The sequence below is a fragment of the Streptomyces achromogenes genome (genome assembly GCF_030816715.1).
GTDB classification, from domain to species: domain Bacteria; phylum Actinomycetota; class Actinomycetes; order Streptomycetales; family Streptomycetaceae; genus Streptomyces; species Streptomyces achromogenes_A.
In genome coordinates this window covers 8,857,391-8,876,700 of record NZ_JAUSYH010000001.1, presented here as the reverse complement: position 1 = coordinate 8,876,700, position 19,310 = coordinate 8,857,391, and the positions used below count along the sequence as shown (strand labels likewise).

Sequence of the window (19,310 nt, the reverse complement as noted above, 5' to 3'; positions counted from 1 at the left end):
CCTTACCCGGCCGCCGACCTGGCGGGCAGACTGCGCTCATGCAGCTGCCCGCCGGAGCCGTTACCGCCACCGTGCTGATCGAGGTCGTACGGATCTCCGCCCTTCCCGCCAGACGGGACGTCCCGTACCCCGGCACGGCGGTGGCCCACTGGGCCGGGAGCGAGGCCGACGTGGCCCTGGCCTTGATCGAAAGCCTGCCCGGCAGTGAACAGCACCGCTGTGGTTTCTCGCCGGGCTGGAGCGTCCGGGCCTACGACGACTCTCTCGATCTGGCGCTGTTCGAGGCGGCGTTCTGCTTCACCTGCCACGAGGTCCGCATGCAGGGAACGGCGGTGCCGCCCACTCTGGCCACTCAGTTCTTCGACCCTGGCGCCTTGCCGGCCCGGACCCTGCTGTCTCTCTTCCGCAAGGAAGCTTCGTAGCCGACCTACTGGATGAGCGCCACGACGGAAACCCAGGGCGCCGCCGACCAGCCCGCCGGCACCGCGGGCAAGCCCGCCAGCCGCGTCATACGTCCCGCTCGTCGGCCGGATCGCCGCCGAGGAATCGGTCGAGGACGTGTTCCCCCTCCCCCGCCAGCTCGTCGGCGACGGTGAGCTGTTTGTGCTGGAGGTCGTCGGTGACTTGATGATCGAGGCCGCGATAGGCGGTGACCTCTGGCCTTGTGCAGTCGGCCCGCGAACCCGGCCGTCCCGCCGCACACGAGCCACCCAGGCAGGGGCCGCAGGCTGGCTGTGGGGCGCGTGTGGGGCTGGCACTGAGCAGGAGCAGGAGCAGGCGACGGCATCGAGGGTGTGGCGTGGCAGCGGGGGTGTTGCGGACCGTGCCGCTGGCCGGGGAGCTGACCGCATCGTTGGTCAGCCGTGTGGCGGCCCGCTACGGCCTCCCGACCGGCGGTGTGCTGCGGCTGTGGACGTGCCGCAACTCCCCCGCCCGGCACGGCGGCGGTGCGTGGGCGGACGTGGCGGTCGTCCTCAACGGGGCCGGGCGGCGGGTGCTCGCCGAGCTGTGCTCTGGCCGCGCCTGCTGCGGCCGCCGTCTCCTCCGCACGGTTGATCTGCCCCAAGGACACCTGGGCCTTCCTCGTCGAACAGAGCCTGCGGCACGCCCACTTCCGGCTGCCTGACCGCATCACCGACACCGACGACGGACAGATCGACACCCGTCTGTCCAGCCGCTCCCTGCTGGTCACCACCCCGCACATCCTCGACCAGCCCGCCACAGACGACCTGGCCGCCTGGGCTCTGGCCCACGCCATCAACCAGCGCACCCGGGAAGCCGTCACCGCCGCCTCCAGCGCCCCAGAAGGCCGGTCCGGGGACACCCACCGACGTCACCACCATCGTCCTGGACGACCGCCCCTCCCCCAGCCAGGCCTGAACACCGCCGAACCCGGCGACCGGGAGGAGAGGACAGGGACAGGGACATTTCCCGGCTGCTCCTTCGAGTCACGGCTTGCCAGGGGTCGGTACCGGCCGGACCGGCGCTCGTTTGCCTTGCAGCGGCCTCACGCACTGCGGGCCGGCGCCGACCCGCAGGGACCTCGACGCCGCGGCCGGTGAACGGAAGGCAGTCGGGATGGAGGCAGTCCTGCCCGTGGTACCTGTTACGGGTGAGACGACGTGGTCGTTCCTGCAGCGGGTGGCGGCCGCCTACCGGCTGCAGGCCGGCGATCTGACGGCATGGTGACGCTGGATGAATCCGGTGCGGCACCGACACGGCGGGCGCCCGGACGGCGAGGTACTGCTCGACAGGGCGCCGCAGGAGCAGTTGGCCGGGTGGTGCCGCGTGCCGGCCGGCCGACTGGCGCGGGCGCTCCCGTCCTGGACGGCCGGGCCACTCCCCGCCCCTGCGACAGACGGGACGCGGGACAAGAAAGGCAAGACGGCTGCGAAGGATGCGCCGGATCTATCGGTGGACACCGGGTATCCGCACCGCATGTATCTCTCGAAACCGGTGAAGGCTCTCTTACTCGGCGTCGGCGTCTATGCGCTGCTCGTGTTGATGTTCCGATACGGGCGCGGCGGCATGGCCTGGGACAAGTCGCTACTGGTTGCCCTGGTCGCAGCGCCGGTGGCGCTGTTTTGGGGATGGGTGCGGGACCACTGGAACGACCGGGCCCGAGAGGCCGGCGCGAGGTGGCGGCGAAAGAGGCAGAACTGATCCGCACACGGCCGACCCGGATTCGGGTGTCGGGGCAGTCTGCGGGACGCCAGGCGGAGCACCGCCACGGCGTCCGGTGCCAGCAGGTATCGATCAGCTGCATGGCAGCGTCGATGGCGGCGAGCCGAGCCTCCAGCCCGAGCGTCACGGGCCACCGCCGGGGCGGCGGGTACGGCGGACTGCGGCGGTGCGGGTGGAGGCGGTCATCGGGGCTCCGGTCAGGCCGTGGCGATCAGGTCCGCCAGGACGTCCCTGAGGCGGGTGACGGCGGGGCCGAGGTCAGTGGAGGCGAGGGTGAAGCCGAACACGGTGCAGGCCGGGGCGGGGGCGGTGGTGGCCGTGCCGCGCCAGACACTCACCACACCCACCCAGGAAAAACAGCCCTGACCAGCACAACCACACACCGGGCCTTTTCGCGCTACCGATGCCTCCAACGAGCCCAGCCCCTCTCCACACACGACACATAACTCCAGCTCACACGCACTGGCCTCACCACCCAAACCGCTGCCCCAGCCTCTCAGCGAACCAACAACACACCAGGCCAGCCGCCGTCCCGTACACCAACAAGCCCCCCTCCAAGCGTCAGGTCGGCGCCCGGGACATGGAACGGTCATCTCGGGACTCTGCGCCGGTTGGGTGGGCGCTCCCGGATCCGGCCGCGCACGTCATCAGCGACTCGCTCACCCTCGCGGCCTTCGTCACGCACTACATCGGCATCTCGACGGCGGCGTACCAGCACGGGTGATCCCCGACCTACCGCCCGAGGTCGCCACGTCGGTCGGTCGCGGACGGGCTACCCGCCAACAGCCGCGAAGACTGAGCCAGTGCGCTGGCGCGGGACTTCTGCTCACGGCGGGCCTTCTGCTCAGGGTCGAAGGTCGAGGAGGACCTCCGCGAGCTGCTCGGCCGCCCACTGCGCGCGGGTCGGGGTGAGGCGGCCGTAACCGATGACCAGGGCCGGCGCGTGGCGCCGGGTGGCATATCCGGAAAGGGCCATGGCGGCGATGCCGCGGCCTGCGAGGTGTTCGGCGACCATGTGGTCGTGGAGTCCGGGGGGCAGCGGAACCAGCAGATGCAGACCCGCGGCGATGCCGTGGACCGGGCCGCAGTCGCGGATGACGGCGTGACTGCCCAGCGCAGTCACGAGGGCGTCGCGGCGGGCCCGGTAAACCTTGCGCACACGGCGTAGGTGCCTGTCGTAGCCGCCGGTGTCAGCGAGCCTGGCGAAGGTGAGCTGATCCAGGGTGCTGGGGCCGGCGCCTGCGGAATCGAGAGCGTCAAGCAGCGGTTGGCGCAACGCCGGTGGCGGGACCATCCAGCCCAGCCGCAGTCCTGGATGCAGGGTCTTGCTGACCGAGCCCAGGTAGACCACACGGCTACGGTCGAGGCCGGCCAGGGCGCCAATGGGTCTGCGGTCGTAGCGGAACTCGGCGTCGTAATCGTCTTCGATGATCACGGAGGTGCGCTGCGTGGCCCAGGCGAGCAGAGCCAATCGGCGTGTGGGCGACAGGGCCGTGCCTGTGGGGAACTGATGGGCCGGCGCGCACAGCACCGCCTGGGCGCCTGTTCGACGCAGCGCCTCGACGTCGAGGCCCTCGGCGTCCACGGCGACCGGCTCGGTGGGCAGGCCGGCGGCGACCGCGACCTGGTGCAGACGAGGCCAGCCGGGATCCTCGACGGCCAGGTGCGGCACTCCTCGCGCGGCCAGGACCCGCGCCACGAGGGAGACCCCATGGGAGGTACCGCACGTGATGAGTACCTCGTCAGCCTCGACGGTCAGTCCGCGCACCCGGCTCAGATAGGCGGCGACGACCTCCCGCAACCGCCACGCTCCTGCCGGCGGCGGGAAGAGCGACGGTTCCCATTCGACGGTGGTGAGGACGTGCTGCAGGGACCGGGTCCACGCGGGTGCGGGGAAAGCCGCCACATCCGGGGCGCCCGGCCGAAGGTCGGCCACCACCGGCGGCGCGGCAGGAGCTCGCCCGGTCTCTGGTGTCCGGTCCGGGTCGCGCGTGGCGGGATGGGTCGTGACGCGCGTGCCGGAGCCCTGCCGCGTCTGCAGTTGCCCCTCGGCGGCGAGCTGGGTGTACGCCTCGTTGACGACCCACCGGGAGCAGCCGAGTTCGGCGGCCAGCACGCGGCTCGGGGGCAACAGGTGGCCCGGTGCCAGGCGGCCCGCCACGATCGCGGCCCTGATCCCACTCGTCAGGCGCTCGTACAGCGACCCGCCGTCCTCGGACAGTTCGATGAGGAGGCCGCTGGCTCGATTGGTCCGGTGAATACCCACAAAAGAGGACTGTATAGCCGGACCATTCTTCTTTACCGTCGTCCTACGGAGTTGGTGGCAACAGGCCGCCGCGCCACGAACAGGAACACCCATCCCTGATGACGAACATCGAATCCGCCGCATTGACAGTCGTCGCCCAGTTGCGAGCCAAGCCCGGCAAGGAGCAGGTTCTGAGCCAGGCGCTCACTGCGCTCGTGGCGCCCACGTCGCGTGAGCCGGGCTGCGTCACCTACGACCTGCACGTCGGTGTGGACGACCCCGCCTCGTTCTGTCTCTACGAGATCTGGCGCAGCCGCGACGAGCACGCCGCCAACCTCCAGACCGCCCACCTGCAGGACTTCGTGGCCCGGCTGGACGATCTCCTCGACGGCGAGCTTCGGGTCACCCTTCTACGCCACATCGCCTGAATCCGTTCGCTCGACAAGCCTCGCCCTGCCCTGGAGGCAGGCCGGGCAGAAGCTCAAAACGCGGTATGTCCGCCTACGCGACGCCCTCATCCAGTCTGACGTAGTGCGATGCCGGGCGGCGGCGACCTCCGACTCGCTGCCGCTCGGCACGGTTTCCTCGGCGACCGCCCTCGGCCGGGCCTGCGTGATCCCGACCGCCGTGCCGGCCGTGGCGGCCGCGGTGCCTCCGGTGAAGAGGGCCGCCCCTGTCGCCATCACGGGGGGATTCCGATAGGGGCGCCGATGATCGTGAGGGTCAGAAGCAGTCCGAAGACCATCATGGCGATGCGCCAGCACGCCCCGAAGGCCGACGCCGCCCACCGTTGCACCGGCCACTACGCCGGTCACGCCCACACTCACGCCCACGCCCACGGCCGTCGCGCCGTCGGCGCGTTAAAAACCGGGCTGCCATCGCCGTCGCAGCACAGCGCATGGCGAATGCCTGCCCTGTGGGAAGGTTGTTCCGCCTACTCCCCTTTCTGGACACAGCCGTCGCCGAAGCCAACGTCAAAGCGTGCCTCAGTGTCGATGATCCTCGCCTTCTGAACACCTGGGTCAAGCCCGTCGCTCGGCTCCGCCAGACCACCGTCCGCCCTGCGGTGATGGCCTCCGCAGTGGGCAGGCTGCCCTGGTGGCCTGCGGGACACAGGGCTTGGACTGCCTGCCTTCATCTGGTGCGCGAGGAAATTGCCGGCGACGCCGCACTGGCACGATTCACAACGATGTCCTGGGCATATTGCTGGCTTCCGACAGCGAACTACTGACCGACGCGGTGCTGTGCGACCAGATCGCCTTTTACCTGCTGGCTGCCCAGGCTCCCGCCCTGGTAGCGGCCTGGGTCATCGAGCGCGCCACGCGCACACCGCACGTGTGGCAACGGCTGGTCGATGAGGCATCCGGACGGGATGACAGCGCTCCCTATACAGACGCAGTCATCCGGGAAGCACTGCGTTTGCGACCGCCGGTCACAGCCATCCCCTGGCTGCTGCGCAGCCAGGCGACATCGGCGGATACCACGTGCCGGCCGGGACATCCGCCGTAGCGAGCCCATGGGATCTGCACCGAAACCCCGATCTGTACCCAGATCCGGAGGAGTTCCGTCCCGAACGGTTCCTGGGGAACCGGCCTCCTCGCGGCGCCTGGCTGCCTTTCGGTACTGGCACGCACGCCTGCATCGGCGGTCAACTGGCCTTCCTGCAAGTCACCGTGCTGGTGTACAGACTCATCCGACGTGGGCAACTCCTGCCGGCGACGCGACAGGACGAGGGAATCGGCCACCGCGCCAGCACGGAGCCCTACCCCTCCCAGGGCTGCCGGGTCGCCCTGCGCCCTGTTCGAGGGCGCCATCCGCAGGGCGCTCGATGAATCTGGCTTCGGTCACGTGAAATGGTTCTGGCTCAGCTGTGACGCCGCCACGCTGAGTGACGGCTCGTCGTCTCCGGGCGGTACGCCAAGCCGCCTGTAAATGACCTGTGGACAAGGTCGTTGGGCCGACAGTTCGGGGCCGTGGAAGAGGTCGTGCTCCGGCTGAAGGAGCTCTTGTTCCCGTCGATCGCAGACGTCGCGGTGCTGTCGGTGGACGTGGATATCGAGATAGTGCGCGTCGCCACGCACCGCACCGCACTACGGACGGTGCCCCGTGCCCGGTTTGTGGGGTCTGGTCGAACCTGGCCGTAGTGACCTGATCCCGGAATCGCTCGGTTCCCGCCCTGCCCTGTCCGCTCACGTGACCACTGGCGCGCGGCCGCCTCACCGCGTCGATTGCGGCGGATCGAACGCGCGCAGGGCGTGGTCGATGAGCGTCTCGAGTTGCTGGGGGTCGGGCATGCCGAGGTGGAAGACGAGTCGGTGGTACACAGGGCCGTAGATCAGGTCCAAGGCGACGTCCAGGTCGGCGTCGGGGGCCAGTTGCCCTTCGAGCTGGGCTTTGCGCAGGCGGGATTTAAATGTGGTGATACGGGGACGGATGAGGCGTTCCCGCAGATCGTGGGCCAGTTCGCGGTCCTGTAGGGCTTCGGCGATGAGCCCGGTGACGGCAGAGTTCTCCGGCGAGGTGAGCAGGTCGATGACGGCGGTGAGCTGGGTGTGCAGGTCGGCGGCGAGGCTGCCGGTGTCCGGATAGTCGGCGACCGCGGCCATGTCGTCGATGGCGTCCAGGACGACAGCTCCCTTGGAGGACCACCACCGGTAGATCGTTTTCTTGCTGACGCCGGCACGGGCGGCGACGGCCTCGATCGTCAGCCGTCCGTAGCCGTGTTCGGCACTCAGTTGCAGCGCCGCGTCCAGGATGGCGCGGCGGCTGGCCTCGTTGCGACGTAGCGGGTTCGGCGATGCAGGCACGTCCCCGACCCTAACAGGAAACGGAACGTGTCGTGTTGACAGTCCACTGTGCCGATCCGTAGCGTTGCCGACGCCGCTACACGATACGTGTCGTGTAGCGGCGGCAAACTTCATCGAAAGACATGAACCTCGCGCTGCGCTGGCGGCGGGCTGGCTGGGTCTGCCGGCCGGGTTGACTGTGTCGCTGGGCACTCAGCGCTGTCAGCCTCTGCGCGTGGGCTCTCGTGACTTCGTCGGCGGGACCGTCTTCTCCGTCGCCACGGTGGCTGCCTTGGTCGTAATCCTGGGCTTCCACAAATAACCAGAAATCGAGGCATCCTCACCTTGGCACCTGATCCGACCACCGTTCACCCGCTGCGGGCGCACGACCGGGTGGTGTTCCTCAAACCGCTGATCACCTCACCGAAAATTGTCGTTGGCGAGTACACCTACTACGACGACCCCGGCGGCGCGACGGAGTTCGAGCACCGCAACGTCCTCTACGCCTACGGGCCGGAACGCCTGATCATCGGCAGGTACTGTGCGATCGCCACGGGAACCCGCTTCCTGATGGCCGGCGCCGAGCACCCGATGGTGGGTGTGTCCACCTTCCCGTTCACCATGTTCGGCGGCTGCTGGGCCGAGCAGACCCTGGACATCGTCACGGCCATGCCCAGCCGCGGGGACACCGTCATCGGCAATGACGTCTGGTTCGGCCACCAGGCGACCGTCATGCCGGGCGTGCGCATCGGCGATGGCGCCATCATCGCGGCCGGCGCCCTGGTCATCTCCGACGTCCCTGCTTACACCATCGTCGGCGGCAACCCGGCCAGGCCGATTCGGCAGCGGTTCACTGACGACGACGTTGAGCGACTGCTCCGCGCAGCATGGTGGGACTGGCCTACCGAGCTGGTCACCGAACACGTTCGCGCCATCATGGCCGGAACTCCCGCGGACGTCGCACGCATCGCCGCCGAGCACGATCTGGAGAAACCGCTGTGACCCAGGCGTCCATCGACGAGCACGCTGTGACTGACAGCGAGGCCGGACCGTACGCCATCACCACCGGGCCGGACGGTGCGTTGTGGTTCACCCTGGTCCACAGCGGCCGGATAGGCCGGCTGGTCCCCGGCGCAGAACCGACGAGTCACCAGCTCGACCCGGCGTGCGGGCCGACCATCATCGTCCATGGTCCCGACGACGCCCTCTGGTTCACTCAATACCAGGCACACCGGATTGGGCGGATCACCACCGGCGGCGTCATCGACAACTTCGCGATACCCACCCCCGGCTGCGGGCCCTTCGGTATCGCAGCCGGGCCGGACGGTGCTTTGTGGTTCACCGAGACCGCCGCCGATCGCATCGGCCGCATCACCGTCGACGGCCGGGTCACCGAGTTTCCGCTCCCCGTCACAGGCGCGTTTCCCTCCGCGATCACAGCCGGCGACGACGGCGGCATGTGGTTCACGCTCAACCAGGCAAACGCCATCGGGCGGATCGGCATGGACGGCGCAGTGACCCTCCACTCACTGCCCACCAAGGACGCCGCGCCGGTGGGCATCTCCGCGGGACGCGACGGGGCCCTGTGGTTTGTCGAGATCGCCGCCGGTCAGATCGGGCGGATCACCCCCGACGGGCAAGTCATCGAATTTCCCCTGCCCGACCGCGCAGCCCGACCCCACGCCATCACCGTCGCCGACGACGGCACTGCGTGGTTCACCGAGTGGGGCGGCAACCGCGTCGGCTCGATCACTCCGGACGGCACCATCACCGTGCACGACCTGCCCACCCCTGGCTCCGAGCCGCACGGCATCACCGTCGGTCCCGACGGCGCGCTGTGGACAGCTCTGGAGATCGGTGTGCTGGCCCGCATCGTCACTGTGGACAGCGCCACCTGACAAGGACACCCTCACACCCGCCACCAGCAACAGCGGCCGCCCGCACAGCGGCCGGAGAGGAACATCAGTGAAGTACGCACTCGTGATCTTTGAGACGGATGAGTCACGCCGCCGGATCCAGGCCGACCGGGACGCCTACCGCGCGGACTACCAGACGTGGATCGGCAGCCTTGCGACGGCCGGAAAGCTTGTCGGCGGCGACGCCCTGGAAACCGAGCACAACAGCCCGGCGACCGTGCGCAAGACGACCGACGGGGCGTCATCAGTGACCGACGGGCCCGCGCACACCGGTGAGGAGACCCTCGGCGGCTGGTTCGTGCTGGAGGTGGCCGACCGTGCGGAGGCCGTCGAACTGGCCAAGGCCCTGCCTACCCCGGAGACGATCGAGATCCGCCAGATCCTCGAATCAGCCTGAGCCCAATCACCGTCCCATCGGAGCGGTTCGAACGGCAGCGCCGCGAGCTGCCGTCCGCTTCGTTGACTCCGTACCGCACGCCTGGCCGGAGTTCGCTGAAATCCGGGATTGCGGACGCCGGGCAGGGCCGCGAGTGAATCAGCCTGGGTGACGCGGACGCCCCGGGCAGAAGTCTCGGGGCCAGCGCCGAGAGTGCGGCGGGTGGTCACGGCGCTCATCGTACGGGCGCCCCTGGGATCCGGTTTCGGCCGGTTGCCTCGGTGACGGAACGAGAGGAGAAGAACAGTGTGGCCATCGCCTCGAACGCAACGCGGCCTGACAGACACGGGGTCATATCTCAGACTCCCACCAACACCCCTCTGCCGAGCACTTATTGAAATACGAGCCCCGGCGGTGCCGGTGTACTGGCGCTGGACACCGACAGTGTCGGTGCCTTTCTTCACGTCGCCGGTCTCGTCGACCACCAGCACCGCCTCGGCGTCGTGCAGATGCTCCACCACGTAGTCACCCACGTCGTCCCGAGCCTGGTCGGCGTCCCACCTGGCCCGCCCGAGCAGGTGCTGCATGCTGTCCGGGGTCCTGTCCCCGGCCCACTCGGCGATGGTCCAGCAGGTCCTGCGCGACAGGTCCGACAGCAGGCCCAGTACCGACTTCCGGGCTCGGCACCGGGATTCGACCCGCGTGAACCCTCCCGCTGTCCGGCTCGCAGGCCCTCGAACGCCTCCTGCCAGTGGGCAGGGTTTACGCTGTGACCTGCGGCCACCGCGTGATCTTCAGTCTTCACACACCGATGATCCACGGTGGCCCCACCCGTCTCCACAACGCGTCAGGCTCGCGCAGCGTCTGTCTGTCGTCCCGTGTCTGGAGGACTTGTGCAACGTGGCGAAGTCTGGTGGGTCCAGTTCGACGAGCGGAGGTTGGTCGTGCTGCTGTCGGGAGACGACGCGTCCGGGATCCGGGTGATGCAGGTCGTCGCTCCGGCGGGCGTCGACATCAGCGGTCTGGGCATCGAAGTGATGGTGGGCGCCGGTGAAGGAGTGCCGTTCGAAGGCGTGCTGCGGCTTGCGTTCCCGCGTCCAGGCTTCACCCCTTGCACGTGGCTGACCACTGTGTCACGGGACGACCTGATAGAGCGGGCGGCCGTCCTGTCCTCGGCGAAGCTCAGCGAGATTGACGATGCGCTCCGACTCGCTGAACAAGCGCAGGAGCAGACCCCGGCGACGACCGCGAAGCTCAGCGAGATAAGGGACGCCCTCCGTCTCGGTGAACTCGGGTAGAGGGAGAAGTAGCCGACGGCGTGGGCGGTCTCGGCCAGATGGTCGACGCTGTCCGACTGTCGCCTCAGCGCCTCTCACCATCGGAATCACGATCTACGGCTGGAGCATCAGGCCAGGCTGCGGCGAAATTGCCGGGTGGCCAGGCGCGGCTGTCGTCCTCGGTCCGCGGGGATCCCGTCCGGCCCGTCATGGGCCAGGCAGTAGGCGTTGATCCAGGTGATCAGTGCCGTCATGTCCTTGATGGTGGTGCTGCTGCCCGGCACGTGGTGTTGGTCCTGGCCTTACCGGAGGGTGGGCGAGCTGGACGGTTTGGCGACCAGGTAGGGCTCCTCGTCTGGCTGAAGCCGCTCCAGGACTGCGACGGCGCGGGCTACCGGGGCAGTGACGATCCAGGTCGCCCACGCGGTGGGCCTCCGCACCCTTGAATGCGAGACTGTGCAGCCGGTACCGGTAGACGTGGCCGTCCAGGTCACGCTGCACAGGTGGCGCCAGCACCGTCACCCTGTGACGATCTCCCTGTTCATGGCGTATCTGCGTGATCCCCGCTACGGGTGGATCGAGGCTTGCCCAGAGCGGTTCGGTGAGGCGCCGCAAGTGGTGTTCCATGAGGGCAACTCGGTGCTACAAACGGTTGAGTAGGAGGGTGACCCACGGCGCCGACCGCTGACGTATGACGAGGTCCAGGCACTGTTCGACGCGGCGGACGCCCGGCCCGGGAAGATCCGGGGGCCAGGGCGCAAGGGGACGATCACCGCGCTGCGCGATGCTGCGGTGTTGAAACGGTCTACGCCTTCGGGCTTCGAAAGTGGACCTGGTGGACCTGCGTCGTAACCGCAAGACCCCGCGGTTCGGCCCCTTCGGCATCAGCCCAGTCACGGCCCACCGCTGGGCCCGGCTCGCGGGCGACAGCTGGTCCGACTGCCTGGCCACCCGCCAGCCAGCCCAAGGACTATGACCTATGCATCACTCTCGTTCATTGAGCAATCGGCATGACAGTGGTCGCTCGATGACCTCGTGATCTTCATCTGCCTGCACCAAGTACAGGCGGGCCTCCGGAGTCCGGGCGACGGCTTCCTCAAGGCGCCCGTCCGTGAAGAGGGCCCCCACCCCGTCCTCAACCGCCCAGCCGGCGGACAGCATGCCAGTAACTACAGCTTCCTGGTAGGAGGTGCGGCGCCCTGGTTCACTGTCGTAGTGCGGACACACCGAGCCCGGCAGGAGGCCCAGACCGTCCTGCAGGCACGTCAGCGGCCCGAAGGAATCCGTGTGCGAGCCCTCCGCCCAGCAATTGGCGCCAGCACTGATTCCGCACAGCAGCGTCCCGCTGCTGTATGCGTCGCGCAGCAGCCGGTCGACCCCATGCGCACGCCAGACCGCCAGCAGGTTCGCAGTATTGCCACCGCCGACGTACACGACGTCTTGGCTGAGCAGAAACGTCCGCAGCGCCTCGTCGTCCAGCTCTCGCCGGAACAACGACAAGACAGACGGTTCGCAGTTACGTGGCTTGAACGCGCTCAAGAACTGATCGATGTATGCGGGCGCGTCGCCACTGGCAGTTGGAACGAAGCACACCCTGGGTCGGGGGCTCCTCGCATGGTTAAGCAGCCAGTCGTCGAGCAGGCCGTCCTCATCTGTTGAAAAGCCTCCCCCCAGAAGGGCGACACGACGAGCTGAAACGACCACCACGAGAGTGCCTCCTGAGCTGCGGGTCAAACCTGCGCGCACACTGCCGTGCCACGGGACCCATCTGCAACCCAATAGACGGCAGTCCACCATCGCTGCGTCCCCATGTGGACGTTCACGTAATTCCCCAGGCGTAAGTTCACGTAATTCCCCACCTTGTGGACGCGTGTCGCGGGGGGTGTCATGATCACGCTGGTGTGCGGCGTGGGTCCGGCGCCCGGGAGTGAGACCGTGAAGCTTTTCCTCGCTATACCTCTTGTGCTGCTGGCTTTGCTCTTCGCAGCCTCCGGCATGGCAGCGGTGGCCCGTGGCTGGGTGCTTCCCGTGAACCGGCGTCATGTCCGTAACCCCCGCCTCTATGGCTGGGGCCAGTTGATAGGTGCGTTCGCGCTGTGCTGGCAGGTCGTCTTCGGGCTGATCATCAGTGACCCCGGCACCCGGGCATGGGGCACGCTGACCGGCGGCGTGGTCCTCGTGGTCGGCCTCATCGTGATGATGGTGGGCCAGCTCGCGGGTGATAGCCGTCAGGCCAACGGCGTGTCTTGAGCTTCCCCGACGATGGCCTGTGAGACGACGCTGCCGGCCCGAAGGCGTCTCACTTGATGGTGGTCTTGCCGGTCTTGTCGGTCTTGTCGGTGGGGTTCTTGGGCCGCTTGTTCGGCCGGTAGCTGGGGCCGTTCATGATGACCTGGTGGCTGGTGTTGATGAGCCGGTCCAGGAGTGACTCGGCGACGACGGGGTTGGGGAAGAGGGGATACCAGTCGCTCGGTGCCCGGTTGCTGGTGATGATCAGAGACCGTCCCTGTCGCTCACTGACGAGTTCGTAGAGGTCGTCGGCCTGGGACGCGCTGAGCTGGCACCTTGCGAAGTCGTCGAGGATGAGCACGTCGGGACGTACCAGCTCGCGGATCCCCTTGTCCCAGGTGCGGTCCGCGTGTCCGCGGGTCAGGTCGGCGAGGATCCGGCTGGTCTTGGCGAATCGGACGTTCGCGCCTTGCCGGATGGCGAGGTGTCCCAGGGCCTGGGCGATGTGTGTCTTGCCGACCCCGACCGGGCCGAAGAGGATGACCGACTCGCCCGAGTGCAGCCAGCGCAAGGCGCCGAAATCGCGGATCTGGGCGGCCGGCAGCTTGGACGACGCCGCGAAGTCGAACTCCTCCAGTGTGACCAGCTGCTCGAACTTCGCCCGGTGCAAGCGCCGTTGGAAGGCGACGGTCTCGCGCCGGGTGATCTCGTCCTGGCAGAGGACCTGGAGGAAGTCGAGGTGTTCCGAACTCGCCGCCGTGGGCCTGGACCATGCGGGCATCGAGAGTTTCGAGCATGCCCGAGAGCCGCAGCGACTTCAGCGACTCTCGCAGGGCGGTGTCCATCACGCTCATCAGATGCTTCCCTCAGCTTCGCCGTGGACCGGTCCTCCGCAAATTCCAGCCCGATCCTGCCGGCCTGGATGCCCGCTGGTGCGGCGACATCGCCTACATCGCCACGGACGAGGGCTGGCTCTATCTGGCCACCGTCATCGACATCGCCTCCCGTCGCGTGGTCGGCTGGGCGACGGCCGACCACCTGCGCACCGATCTGGTCGCCGATACCCTCATGGCCGCCTGCCGAAAGCGCCGCCCCATCGGTCCGGTGATCTTTCACTCGGATCGCGGCTGCCAAGGTGGATTCAACTGGTCGTCGCAACACCCTGATCTCGGAGGTGTGCGACGTGGCTACGGCGGACTGGAGTTTGAAGACCAGCGATGTCCCGGAGGGGCGGCGTCGGCAGTGGCGCGCTGACCGTGCGTTGCGGCCGGCGATGCGTTCGCCGGGGCGGCCTGATCCGTCTCGGGTCGTGCAGCGCCAGTTCTGGCGACTGATCGCCACGGGGGTCACGACGGTGGAGGCGTCGTTGGCGGTCGGCGTGTCGTGGCCGGTGGGTGCGAGGTGGTTTCGTCACGCTGGCGGCATGCCTCCGATCTCGTTGGCCGAGCCCACGGGCCGGTACCTCACGTTCGAAGAGCGCGAGGAGATCGCGATCCTCAGGGCGATGAGCAAGGGCGTGCGCGAGATCGCCCGCGCCCTGGGGCGTGACCCCGGAACGATCTCTCGCGAACTGCGCCGCAACGCCGCCACGCGCAGCGGCAAGCAGGAGTACCGCGCGACGGTCGCCCAGTGGAAAGCACAGCAGGCCGCCAAGCGGCCGAAGACCGCGAAGCTCGCAGGCAACGACAGGTTGCGTGAGTACGTGCAGGACCGGCTCGCCGACAGCATCCGCCGCCCCGACAGCACGATCGTCCCCGGACCCAGGACGCCCGCATGGAAGGGGCTGAACAAGCCGCACCGGCAGGACAGACGATGGGCGACGGCATGGAGCCCGGAGCAGATCTCGCACCGTCTCCATGCCGACTTCCCCGATGATGAGTCCATGCGCATCAGCCACGAAGCGATCTACCAGGCGCTGTTCATCGAGGGCCGTGGCGCGCTCAAGCGGGAGCTGGTCACGTGTCTGCGTACCGGCCGGGCGCTGCGGACTCCCCGTGCACGGTCGCAGAACAAACCGCATGGTCATGTCACCGCGGACGTCGTCCTCAGCGAACGCCCCGCCGAGGCCACGGACCGCGCGGTCCCCGGACACTGGGAAGGCGATTTGATCATCGGGACGGGCCGCTCCGCGATCGGCACGCTCGTCGAGCGCAGCAGCCGCTCCACGCTCCTGGTGCACCTGCCCCGGCTCGAGGGCTGGGGCGAGAAGCCGCCCGTGAAGAACGGCCCCTCGCTCGGGGGCTATGGCGCGATCGCGATGAACACAGCGCTCACCACGTCGATGACGCAATTGCCTGAGCAGCTACGCAAAACCCTCACCTGGGACCGCGGGAAGGAACTCTCCGCTCATGCCCAGTTCGCCCTCGATACCGGGACGAAGGTGTTCTTCGCCGATCCGCACTCGCCCTGGCAACGACCGACGAACGAGAACACGAACGGGCTGCTGCGCCAGTACTTCCCGAAGGGCACCGATCTCTCCCGCTGGTCGTTCACGGACCTCGAAGCCGTCGCCATGGCGATCAACAACCGGCCCCGCAAAGTCCTGGGTTGGCGGACGCCGACCGAGGTCTTCGAAGAACAGCTACGCTCGCTGCAACAGCCCGGTGTTGCAACGACTGGTTGAACTCGCCCAATACACCAGTCATCAACTCGCCACGCTGGCAGACCGGTGGGGAGTGCGTCTATCGGTCGGCCGCACCGTCCAGTGCTGGGACAACGCACTCGCCGAGTCGTTCTTCGCCACCATCAAGAGGGAGCTGCTCGACACGAGCTGCTGGCCCAGCCGGGCCGCCGCCCGGACCGCGATCTTCGATTTCATCGAGGGCTGGTACAACTTGCACCGTCTGCACAGCAGCCTCGGCTACCTCAGTCCCGCCGAATACGAGACCGCACCCGCAGCCTGGCCACCACACCGATGGTGTCCGTCAAAGCGGAACAAGCCCAGCAGGGATCAGGTCTGACATGGCATCCCCCAAACAGAGCAGCACACTGCGCCAGGCGGGACCCAAGCGTCCCTCCCCCGCCGTACCCAGCCCGTGCACCCGTTGAGGGACGGAACAACCTGCATCCCAGGAATATCGGGCAGATCAACCATCGGCGGACGGGCCGCCCATGGCTTGTGACCGTGCGAGCCGCCAGGGCCACCTCGATCCGCGACAGAGAAGGAAGCAGCCATGGCTACTCCGGGCCCGTCGGCCAGGTGGGCACTCAGGCGCTCTGTCAGTGGTGCCTGCTTATGTGTTGTCCTGTCAGGTACGTCGTGGGTCACGCCGGATCGCCAGGAACTGCGATTCATGCCCTTCACCGCGCTGCACCCCGATCTGGGCCGGGTCGATGCCACTCTTCCCGACCTCGGTGGCGGTCTGGCCTGGAGCCAAATCCACAAGGTCCGTCCACGCATCCCGCTGGCCTGCCCCGAGTGTTCCTGGAGCCTGCATCCCAAGGTCTCGCGGTACGGCGTGCGGTTCTTCTGCCACGACCCAGGGCGGCCGCCGTCGTGCGAGCTGTCGAATGAGTCCTGGGAACACCACATGCTCAAGCTGGAGATGGCGGCCGCGATCCGGGCGGCCGGGTGGTACGCCGCGCTGGAAGCGCCGGCCGAGGACGGCTCCTGGCGCGCAGATGTACTGGCATCGTCCGTGGACGGTAAGCAGCGCATGGCCTGGGAGGCCCAGCTGTCGCCGATCTCAACAATCCGGGTGAGCGTCCCCTTGCCCGGCATGCCGCGAAGGATCACGACCCGTCGTCCTACAAAGCCGGTCAGACTCGCTGCCGCCGCGGACAGTTTCGGAGATCTCCGATCTACGGGAGGAGAACCGGAAACGGCGACACCATCCAGACTTCCTCACCATTCGGGAATGGGAGTAAAACCGGTGGCACAACCCGGCACTGATGGCGCAGCCCACCCCGTCACGTCCCCCGTCATGGACGATCACCCGAAGGCGCCCCACGGGAAGGACAACGGCCAGTCCCCGCAAAGCCACGCTGAGGAAACCGCGGCGGTGACGGACCGGGGCAGTGAATCTCCCACCGCTCGCCCCGGACCGGCGCCGCCTGACGGCGACGGCCTAAAGTGGCGAGATGCTTGGCACCTGCCGACCGGGCGGCCCTGGACCTGCTGGACGCCCATCTGGAGGCACTGTGGGATGCGACGGACGCCTCGCTCCCGCCGGAGCCGCTCGACCTCGCAGCGGAAGAAGGAGACGAGCTCCTCCGTTGGACCCTGGACCGACTCCGGCGCATCCCGCGCGAGCCGAAGGACGCTTTCTCTCGGGAAATCGGCGGCTTACTAACGGAGTTCCGCTCCCGCCGCAGCCCCCGGAACGCAGCGGCGCTGCGGCTGCTGGACGACACGTACACAATGCTTCGCGGACCGTTTGTCGTGCCTGCCGGCCGACGCCTGCGCAGCGCCGTCCGGGTCGGTCCACAGCAGACCGTAGTACTGCATCACGCTCGTCATGGAGATCATCACTTCCCCTGCTCCGACGACCGTAAGCACGCCGCAAGCCGCCCATGGACGATCAAACGGCCACCCGCTCGGCAGGTTCGCCTTTTTCCGCGTCATGACGCCGTTCACCGCGCTGGTGGCCGTACGGGCCTTGGCCATGAGGTGAGACTGGGGTATACCGGCTGGCGGCCTGGATACCGAGGCCGAACAGGTCGCAGATCATCAGCGAGGACAGGCGTGCCCCTCCGCCCGGTGCCCCCTCCCCACCACCACGTCGCATACCCGCAGCACACTCACCATCTCCGGAACCCCTACGAGTGACACCGCTCCCGGTCGTGCTGCCCACGACCGAGCAGCACACGTCTCACCGGCGCCGCGGCGTGCCATGGGGTGGGGCCTCACGTCGCAGCGGGGGCCAACACCTCGCCGAGATGGCCAGGGCGGCTGCCATCGGACTCTGTGAAGTGGGTGGTGTGAGGCCGGAGGCGCTGCCCAGTGCGGACGCGCGCGCCGACCGAAATTGACAGGGTTTGCACACGGGGCGAACCTGGAATCAGACGCCCTGAACGGCATCTCAGAAATTGGTATTGCAACCAGACTTGCGTTCGTCGACTCCGGCCGCGCCCGAGAGGAGACTCGCGTGCACGGGCATGTGCGAACCATCACCGGGGACAAGCCGATCTCCATGATCAAGGTCAGCGTCTACCGCCCCGACCTCGCGCTCATCGCCTGCGCCAGCGCCAGCGCCGACGGTTCGTACAGCGTCGACGTGCCCGCCGGCGAGAGGGTCATGGTCCGGTTCGACACCCATCACTCGCTCGACCCCGCGGACAGCCGGCAGCCGTCGTTGGTCACCGAGGTGGTCGTCGACGGCACCGTCCCGCTCGACCACCATCTGGTCCCGTGGGCCCAGTTCGCGGATACGGCGCGCGCGGGCCGACGCCTGATGGGCCGTACCTGACCCGGCTCATGGCCATCGGGCCGCATCTCCTCCTCGTCCGGCCCCCGGATCATCTGTGACGCGAAGTTGCGCAACTGAAAGGACGGCGTCATGCCCGAGAAGAACGTCGGCGACGAGGACGTGAAGGCGGCCATCGAGAGGACCGACACCGGCGACGGACCCGGCACCGACAACCTTGACGACCTTCCGGAGAGCGACTTCGTCGGCTGCGCCGAGGACGACGCGGGAGCCGGCCCGCAAGCGACCGCCACCATCCCTTACGACTGTCCCGTCGCGAACTTCATCGACGAGCTCAGCGCGACGGGCCACGTCACCCACACGTCGTACAAGAAGACGTCGGTCACGCTGCACCACAACGCCGGCCGGCTTTCGCACCAGGATGTGCTCGATGTCTGGACGGTACGTCCGGCTTCGGCCCACTTCGACGTGGACGCCGCTGGCGCCGTCGCTCAGTACGTCAAGGTGAACGAGTACGCCTGGGCCGTGGGCAACACGGCCGGCAACCAGAGCTCGATCAGCATCGAAATGGCGAACGCGACGCTCGCGCCCAACTGGACGGTCGGCGAGGCCACCTGGAAGAACGCGGCACGTCTCGCCGGCTGGCTTTTCGCCGAGGTGATCGGCGAGCGCCCCAGCAGGAGCAACCTCTTCTACCACCACCACTGGTCCTCGACCGTCTGCGCCGGCCCGTACATGGACCGGATCTACGACGAGGTCCTGGCCGCGGCACAGGTGGCGTACGACCACTTCAAGGACGCACACCCCACCCCCCGGCCGGATGCCGAGCCGGTAGCAGTCGAGCGCCGACGCTGACAAGTCGGGACGAGTCCAAGGTCCGCCGAGTCGATCTCGGTGTCAGTTGCAGCACCAACCTTTTCCGCAAAGCTGG

Annotated in this window: 23 protein-coding genes and 4 pseudogenes; 19 read left to right on the top strand and 8 right to left on the bottom strand. The window is 68.0% G+C overall.

All coding sequences use genetic code 11. From position 1 onward, the window contains the following. Positions 1 to 38 precede the first annotated feature (38 nt). The 4 genes and pseudogenes from QF032_RS39050 to QF032_RS39035 all read left to right on the top strand — a co-directional run bounded on the left by QF032_RS39050 (position 39) and on the right by QF032_RS39035 (position 2,163). Positions 39 to 422 (top strand): hypothetical protein, encoded by a 384-nt coding sequence (locus QF032_RS39050; RefSeq protein WP_307059844.1) that lies wholly within the window; start codon positions 39 to 41, stop codon positions 420 to 422. A 22-nt stretch (positions 423 to 444) separates the two neighbouring features. Continuing rightward, a pseudogene (locus QF032_RS39045) lies at positions 445 to 660 on the top strand (LexA family protein); the annotation flags it as partial. Positions 661 to 1,052: 392 nt separating this feature from the next. Further along, positions 1,053 to 1,562, top strand: coding sequence for a hypothetical protein (locus QF032_RS39040; RefSeq protein ID WP_307059842.1), 510 nt, complete (start codon positions 1,053 to 1,055; stop codon positions 1,560 to 1,562). 133 nt (positions 1,563 to 1,695) lie between these two features. Continuing rightward, on the top strand, positions 1,696 to 2,163 hold the full coding sequence (locus QF032_RS39035) for a hypothetical protein (RefSeq protein ID WP_307059839.1): 468 nt from the start codon (positions 1,696 to 1,698) through the stop codon (positions 2,161 to 2,163). Between the two features lie 218 nt (positions 2,164 to 2,381). Here the strand turns inward: QF032_RS39035 and QF032_RS39030 are convergent, their stop codons facing one another. Continuing rightward, a complete protein-coding gene (locus tag QF032_RS39030; RefSeq protein WP_307059837.1) occupies positions 2,382 to 2,522 on the bottom strand; it encodes a hypothetical protein in 141 nt (46 codons plus the stop codon). A 242-nt stretch (positions 2,523 to 2,764) separates the two neighbouring features. Here QF032_RS39030 and QF032_RS39025 point away from each other — a divergent pair, with 242 nt between their 5' ends. Further along, positions 2,765 to 2,908, top strand: a complete 144-nt coding sequence (locus QF032_RS39025; protein WP_307049455.1) for a hypothetical protein — start codon at positions 2,765 to 2,767, stop codon at positions 2,906 to 2,908. Between the two features lie 120 nt (positions 2,909 to 3,028). Here QF032_RS39025 and pdxR read toward each other — a convergent pair whose 3' ends face one another. Further along, complete coding sequence (gene pdxR, locus QF032_RS39020) at positions 3,029 to 4,450, bottom strand: MocR-like pyridoxine biosynthesis transcription factor PdxR (RefSeq protein ID WP_307059836.1); 1,422 nt, start codon at positions 4,448 to 4,450, stop codon at positions 3,029 to 3,031. A 98-nt stretch (positions 4,451 to 4,548) separates the two neighbouring features. On the opposite strand from pdxR, the gene QF032_RS39015 reads away from it, so the two are divergent. From QF032_RS39015 to QF032_RS40805, 3 genes are all read left to right on the top strand, one after another. Next, the gene (locus tag QF032_RS39015) at positions 4,549 to 4,857 is read left to right on the top strand and encodes a putative quinol monooxygenase (protein WP_307049451.1); all 309 of its coding nucleotides are present in this window, start codon (positions 4,549 to 4,551) and stop codon (positions 4,855 to 4,857) included. A gap of 775 nt (positions 4,858 to 5,632) precedes the next feature. Continuing rightward, positions 5,633 to 5,938, top strand: a complete 306-nt coding sequence (locus QF032_RS39010; protein WP_307059834.1) for a hypothetical protein — start codon at positions 5,633 to 5,635, stop codon at positions 5,936 to 5,938. After that, positions 5,914 to 6,261 carry a cytochrome P450 gene (locus QF032_RS40805; RefSeq protein ID WP_373430444.1) on the top strand — a complete coding sequence of 116 codons (348 nt, stop codon included), beginning with the start codon at positions 5,914 to 5,916 and terminating at the stop codon, positions 6,259 to 6,261. The genes QF032_RS39010 and QF032_RS40805 overlap by 25 nt, the downstream gene beginning before the upstream one ends. Positions 6,262 to 6,645: 384 nt before the next feature. Here the strand turns inward: QF032_RS40805 and QF032_RS39005 are convergent, their stop codons facing one another. Further along, positions 6,646 to 7,236, bottom strand: coding sequence for a TetR/AcrR family transcriptional regulator (locus QF032_RS39005; protein WP_307049445.1), 591 nt, complete (start codon positions 7,234 to 7,236; stop codon positions 6,646 to 6,648). A gap of 324 nt (positions 7,237 to 7,560) precedes the next feature. Here QF032_RS39005 and QF032_RS39000 point away from each other — a divergent pair, with 324 nt between their 5' ends. The 3 genes from QF032_RS39000 (at position 7,561) to QF032_RS38990 (ending at position 9,528) form a co-directional block, all read left to right on the top strand. Beyond that, positions 7,561 to 8,217: a CatB-related O-acetyltransferase gene (locus QF032_RS39000; protein ID WP_307059831.1), complete on the top strand. Its 657-nt coding sequence runs from the start codon at positions 7,561 to 7,563 to the stop codon at positions 8,215 to 8,217. Further along, a complete protein-coding gene (locus QF032_RS38995; protein WP_444875859.1) occupies positions 8,214 to 9,113 on the top strand; it encodes a Vgb family protein in 900 nt (299 codons plus the stop codon). The genes QF032_RS39000 and QF032_RS38995 overlap by 4 nt, the downstream gene beginning before the upstream one ends. A 67-nt stretch (positions 9,114 to 9,180) precedes the next feature. Beyond that, positions 9,181 to 9,528, top strand: a complete 348-nt coding sequence (locus QF032_RS38990; RefSeq protein WP_307059827.1) for a YciI family protein — start codon at positions 9,181 to 9,183, stop codon at positions 9,526 to 9,528. 377 nt (positions 9,529 to 9,905) lie between these two features. Here the strand turns inward: QF032_RS38990 and QF032_RS38985 are convergent. Further along, positions 9,906 to 10,291: pseudogene (locus QF032_RS38985) on the bottom strand (transposase); the annotation flags it as partial. A 109-nt stretch (positions 10,292 to 10,400) separates the two neighbouring features. Here QF032_RS38985 and QF032_RS38980 point away from each other — a divergent pair. After that, a complete protein-coding gene (locus QF032_RS38980) occupies positions 10,401 to 10,805 on the top strand; it encodes a type II toxin-antitoxin system PemK/MazF family toxin (protein ID WP_283968348.1) in 405 nt (134 codons plus the stop codon). A gap of 107 nt (positions 10,806 to 10,912) precedes the next feature. On the opposite strand, the gene QF032_RS38975 is transcribed toward QF032_RS38980, so the two are convergent. After that, entirely contained in the window at positions 10,913 to 11,068 is a 156-nt protein-coding gene (locus tag QF032_RS38975) for a hypothetical protein (RefSeq protein WP_307059824.1), read from the bottom strand. A 241-nt stretch (positions 11,069 to 11,309) separates the two neighbouring features. Here QF032_RS38975 and QF032_RS38970 point away from each other — a divergent pair, with 241 nt between their 5' ends. After that, positions 11,310 to 11,444, top strand: coding sequence for a hypothetical protein (locus QF032_RS38970; RefSeq protein WP_307059822.1), 135 nt, complete (start codon positions 11,310 to 11,312; stop codon positions 11,442 to 11,444). Positions 11,445 to 11,768: 324 nt separating this feature from the next. Here the strand turns inward: QF032_RS38970 and QF032_RS38965 are convergent, their stop codons facing one another. Continuing rightward, positions 11,769 to 12,491 carry a Type 1 glutamine amidotransferase-like domain-containing protein gene (locus tag QF032_RS38965; protein WP_307059820.1) on the bottom strand — a complete coding sequence of 241 codons (723 nt, stop codon included), beginning with the start codon at positions 12,489 to 12,491 and terminating at the stop codon, positions 11,769 to 11,771. 180 nt (positions 12,492 to 12,671) lie between these two features. On the opposite strand from QF032_RS38965, the gene QF032_RS38960 reads away from it, so the two are divergent. After that, a complete protein-coding gene (locus QF032_RS38960) occupies positions 12,672 to 13,034 on the top strand; it encodes a hypothetical protein (protein ID WP_307059818.1) in 363 nt (120 codons plus the stop codon). A 49-nt stretch (positions 13,035 to 13,083) separates the two neighbouring features. Here QF032_RS38960 and istB read toward each other — a convergent pair. After that, positions 13,084 to 13,867, bottom strand: a pseudogene (gene istB / locus QF032_RS38955) (IS21-like element helper ATPase IstB). Between istB and QF032_RS40800 the strand changes: the two are divergent. The 3 genes and pseudogenes from QF032_RS40800 to QF032_RS38940 form a co-directional block, all read left to right on the top strand. Next, positions 13,809 to 14,267 carry a transposase gene (locus tag QF032_RS40800; protein ID WP_373430443.1) on the top strand — a complete coding sequence of 153 codons (459 nt, stop codon included), beginning with the start codon at positions 13,809 to 13,811 and terminating at the stop codon, positions 14,265 to 14,267. The pseudogene istB and the gene QF032_RS40800 overlap by 59 nt on opposite strands. Continuing rightward, on the top strand, positions 14,218 to 15,636 hold the full coding sequence (locus tag QF032_RS38945; protein ID WP_444875867.1) for an IS30 family transposase: 1,419 nt from the start codon (positions 14,218 to 14,220) through the stop codon (positions 15,634 to 15,636). The genes QF032_RS40800 and QF032_RS38945 overlap by 50 nt, the downstream gene beginning before the upstream one ends. A 79-nt stretch (positions 15,637 to 15,715) precedes the next feature. Further along, positions 15,716 to 15,973, top strand: a pseudogene (locus QF032_RS38940) (integrase core domain-containing protein); the annotation flags it as partial. A gap of 1,328 nt (positions 15,974 to 17,301) precedes the next feature. On the opposite strand, the gene QF032_RS38935 reads toward QF032_RS38940, so the two are convergent. Next, complete coding sequence (locus QF032_RS38935; RefSeq protein ID WP_307059810.1) at positions 17,302 to 17,619, bottom strand: hypothetical protein; 318 nt, start codon at positions 17,617 to 17,619, stop codon at positions 17,302 to 17,304. Between the two features lie 481 nt (positions 17,620 to 18,100). On the opposite strand from QF032_RS38935, the gene QF032_RS38930 reads away from it, so the two are divergent. After that, positions 18,101 to 18,421, top strand: a complete 321-nt coding sequence (locus QF032_RS38930; protein WP_307059809.1) for a hypothetical protein — start codon at positions 18,101 to 18,103, stop codon at positions 18,419 to 18,421. 90 nt (positions 18,422 to 18,511) lie between these two features. Continuing rightward, positions 18,512 to 19,234 (top strand): peptidoglycan recognition protein family protein, encoded by a 723-nt coding sequence (locus QF032_RS38925; RefSeq protein WP_307059807.1) that lies wholly within the window; start codon positions 18,512 to 18,514, stop codon positions 19,232 to 19,234. Positions 19,235 to 19,310 lie beyond the last annotated feature (76 nt).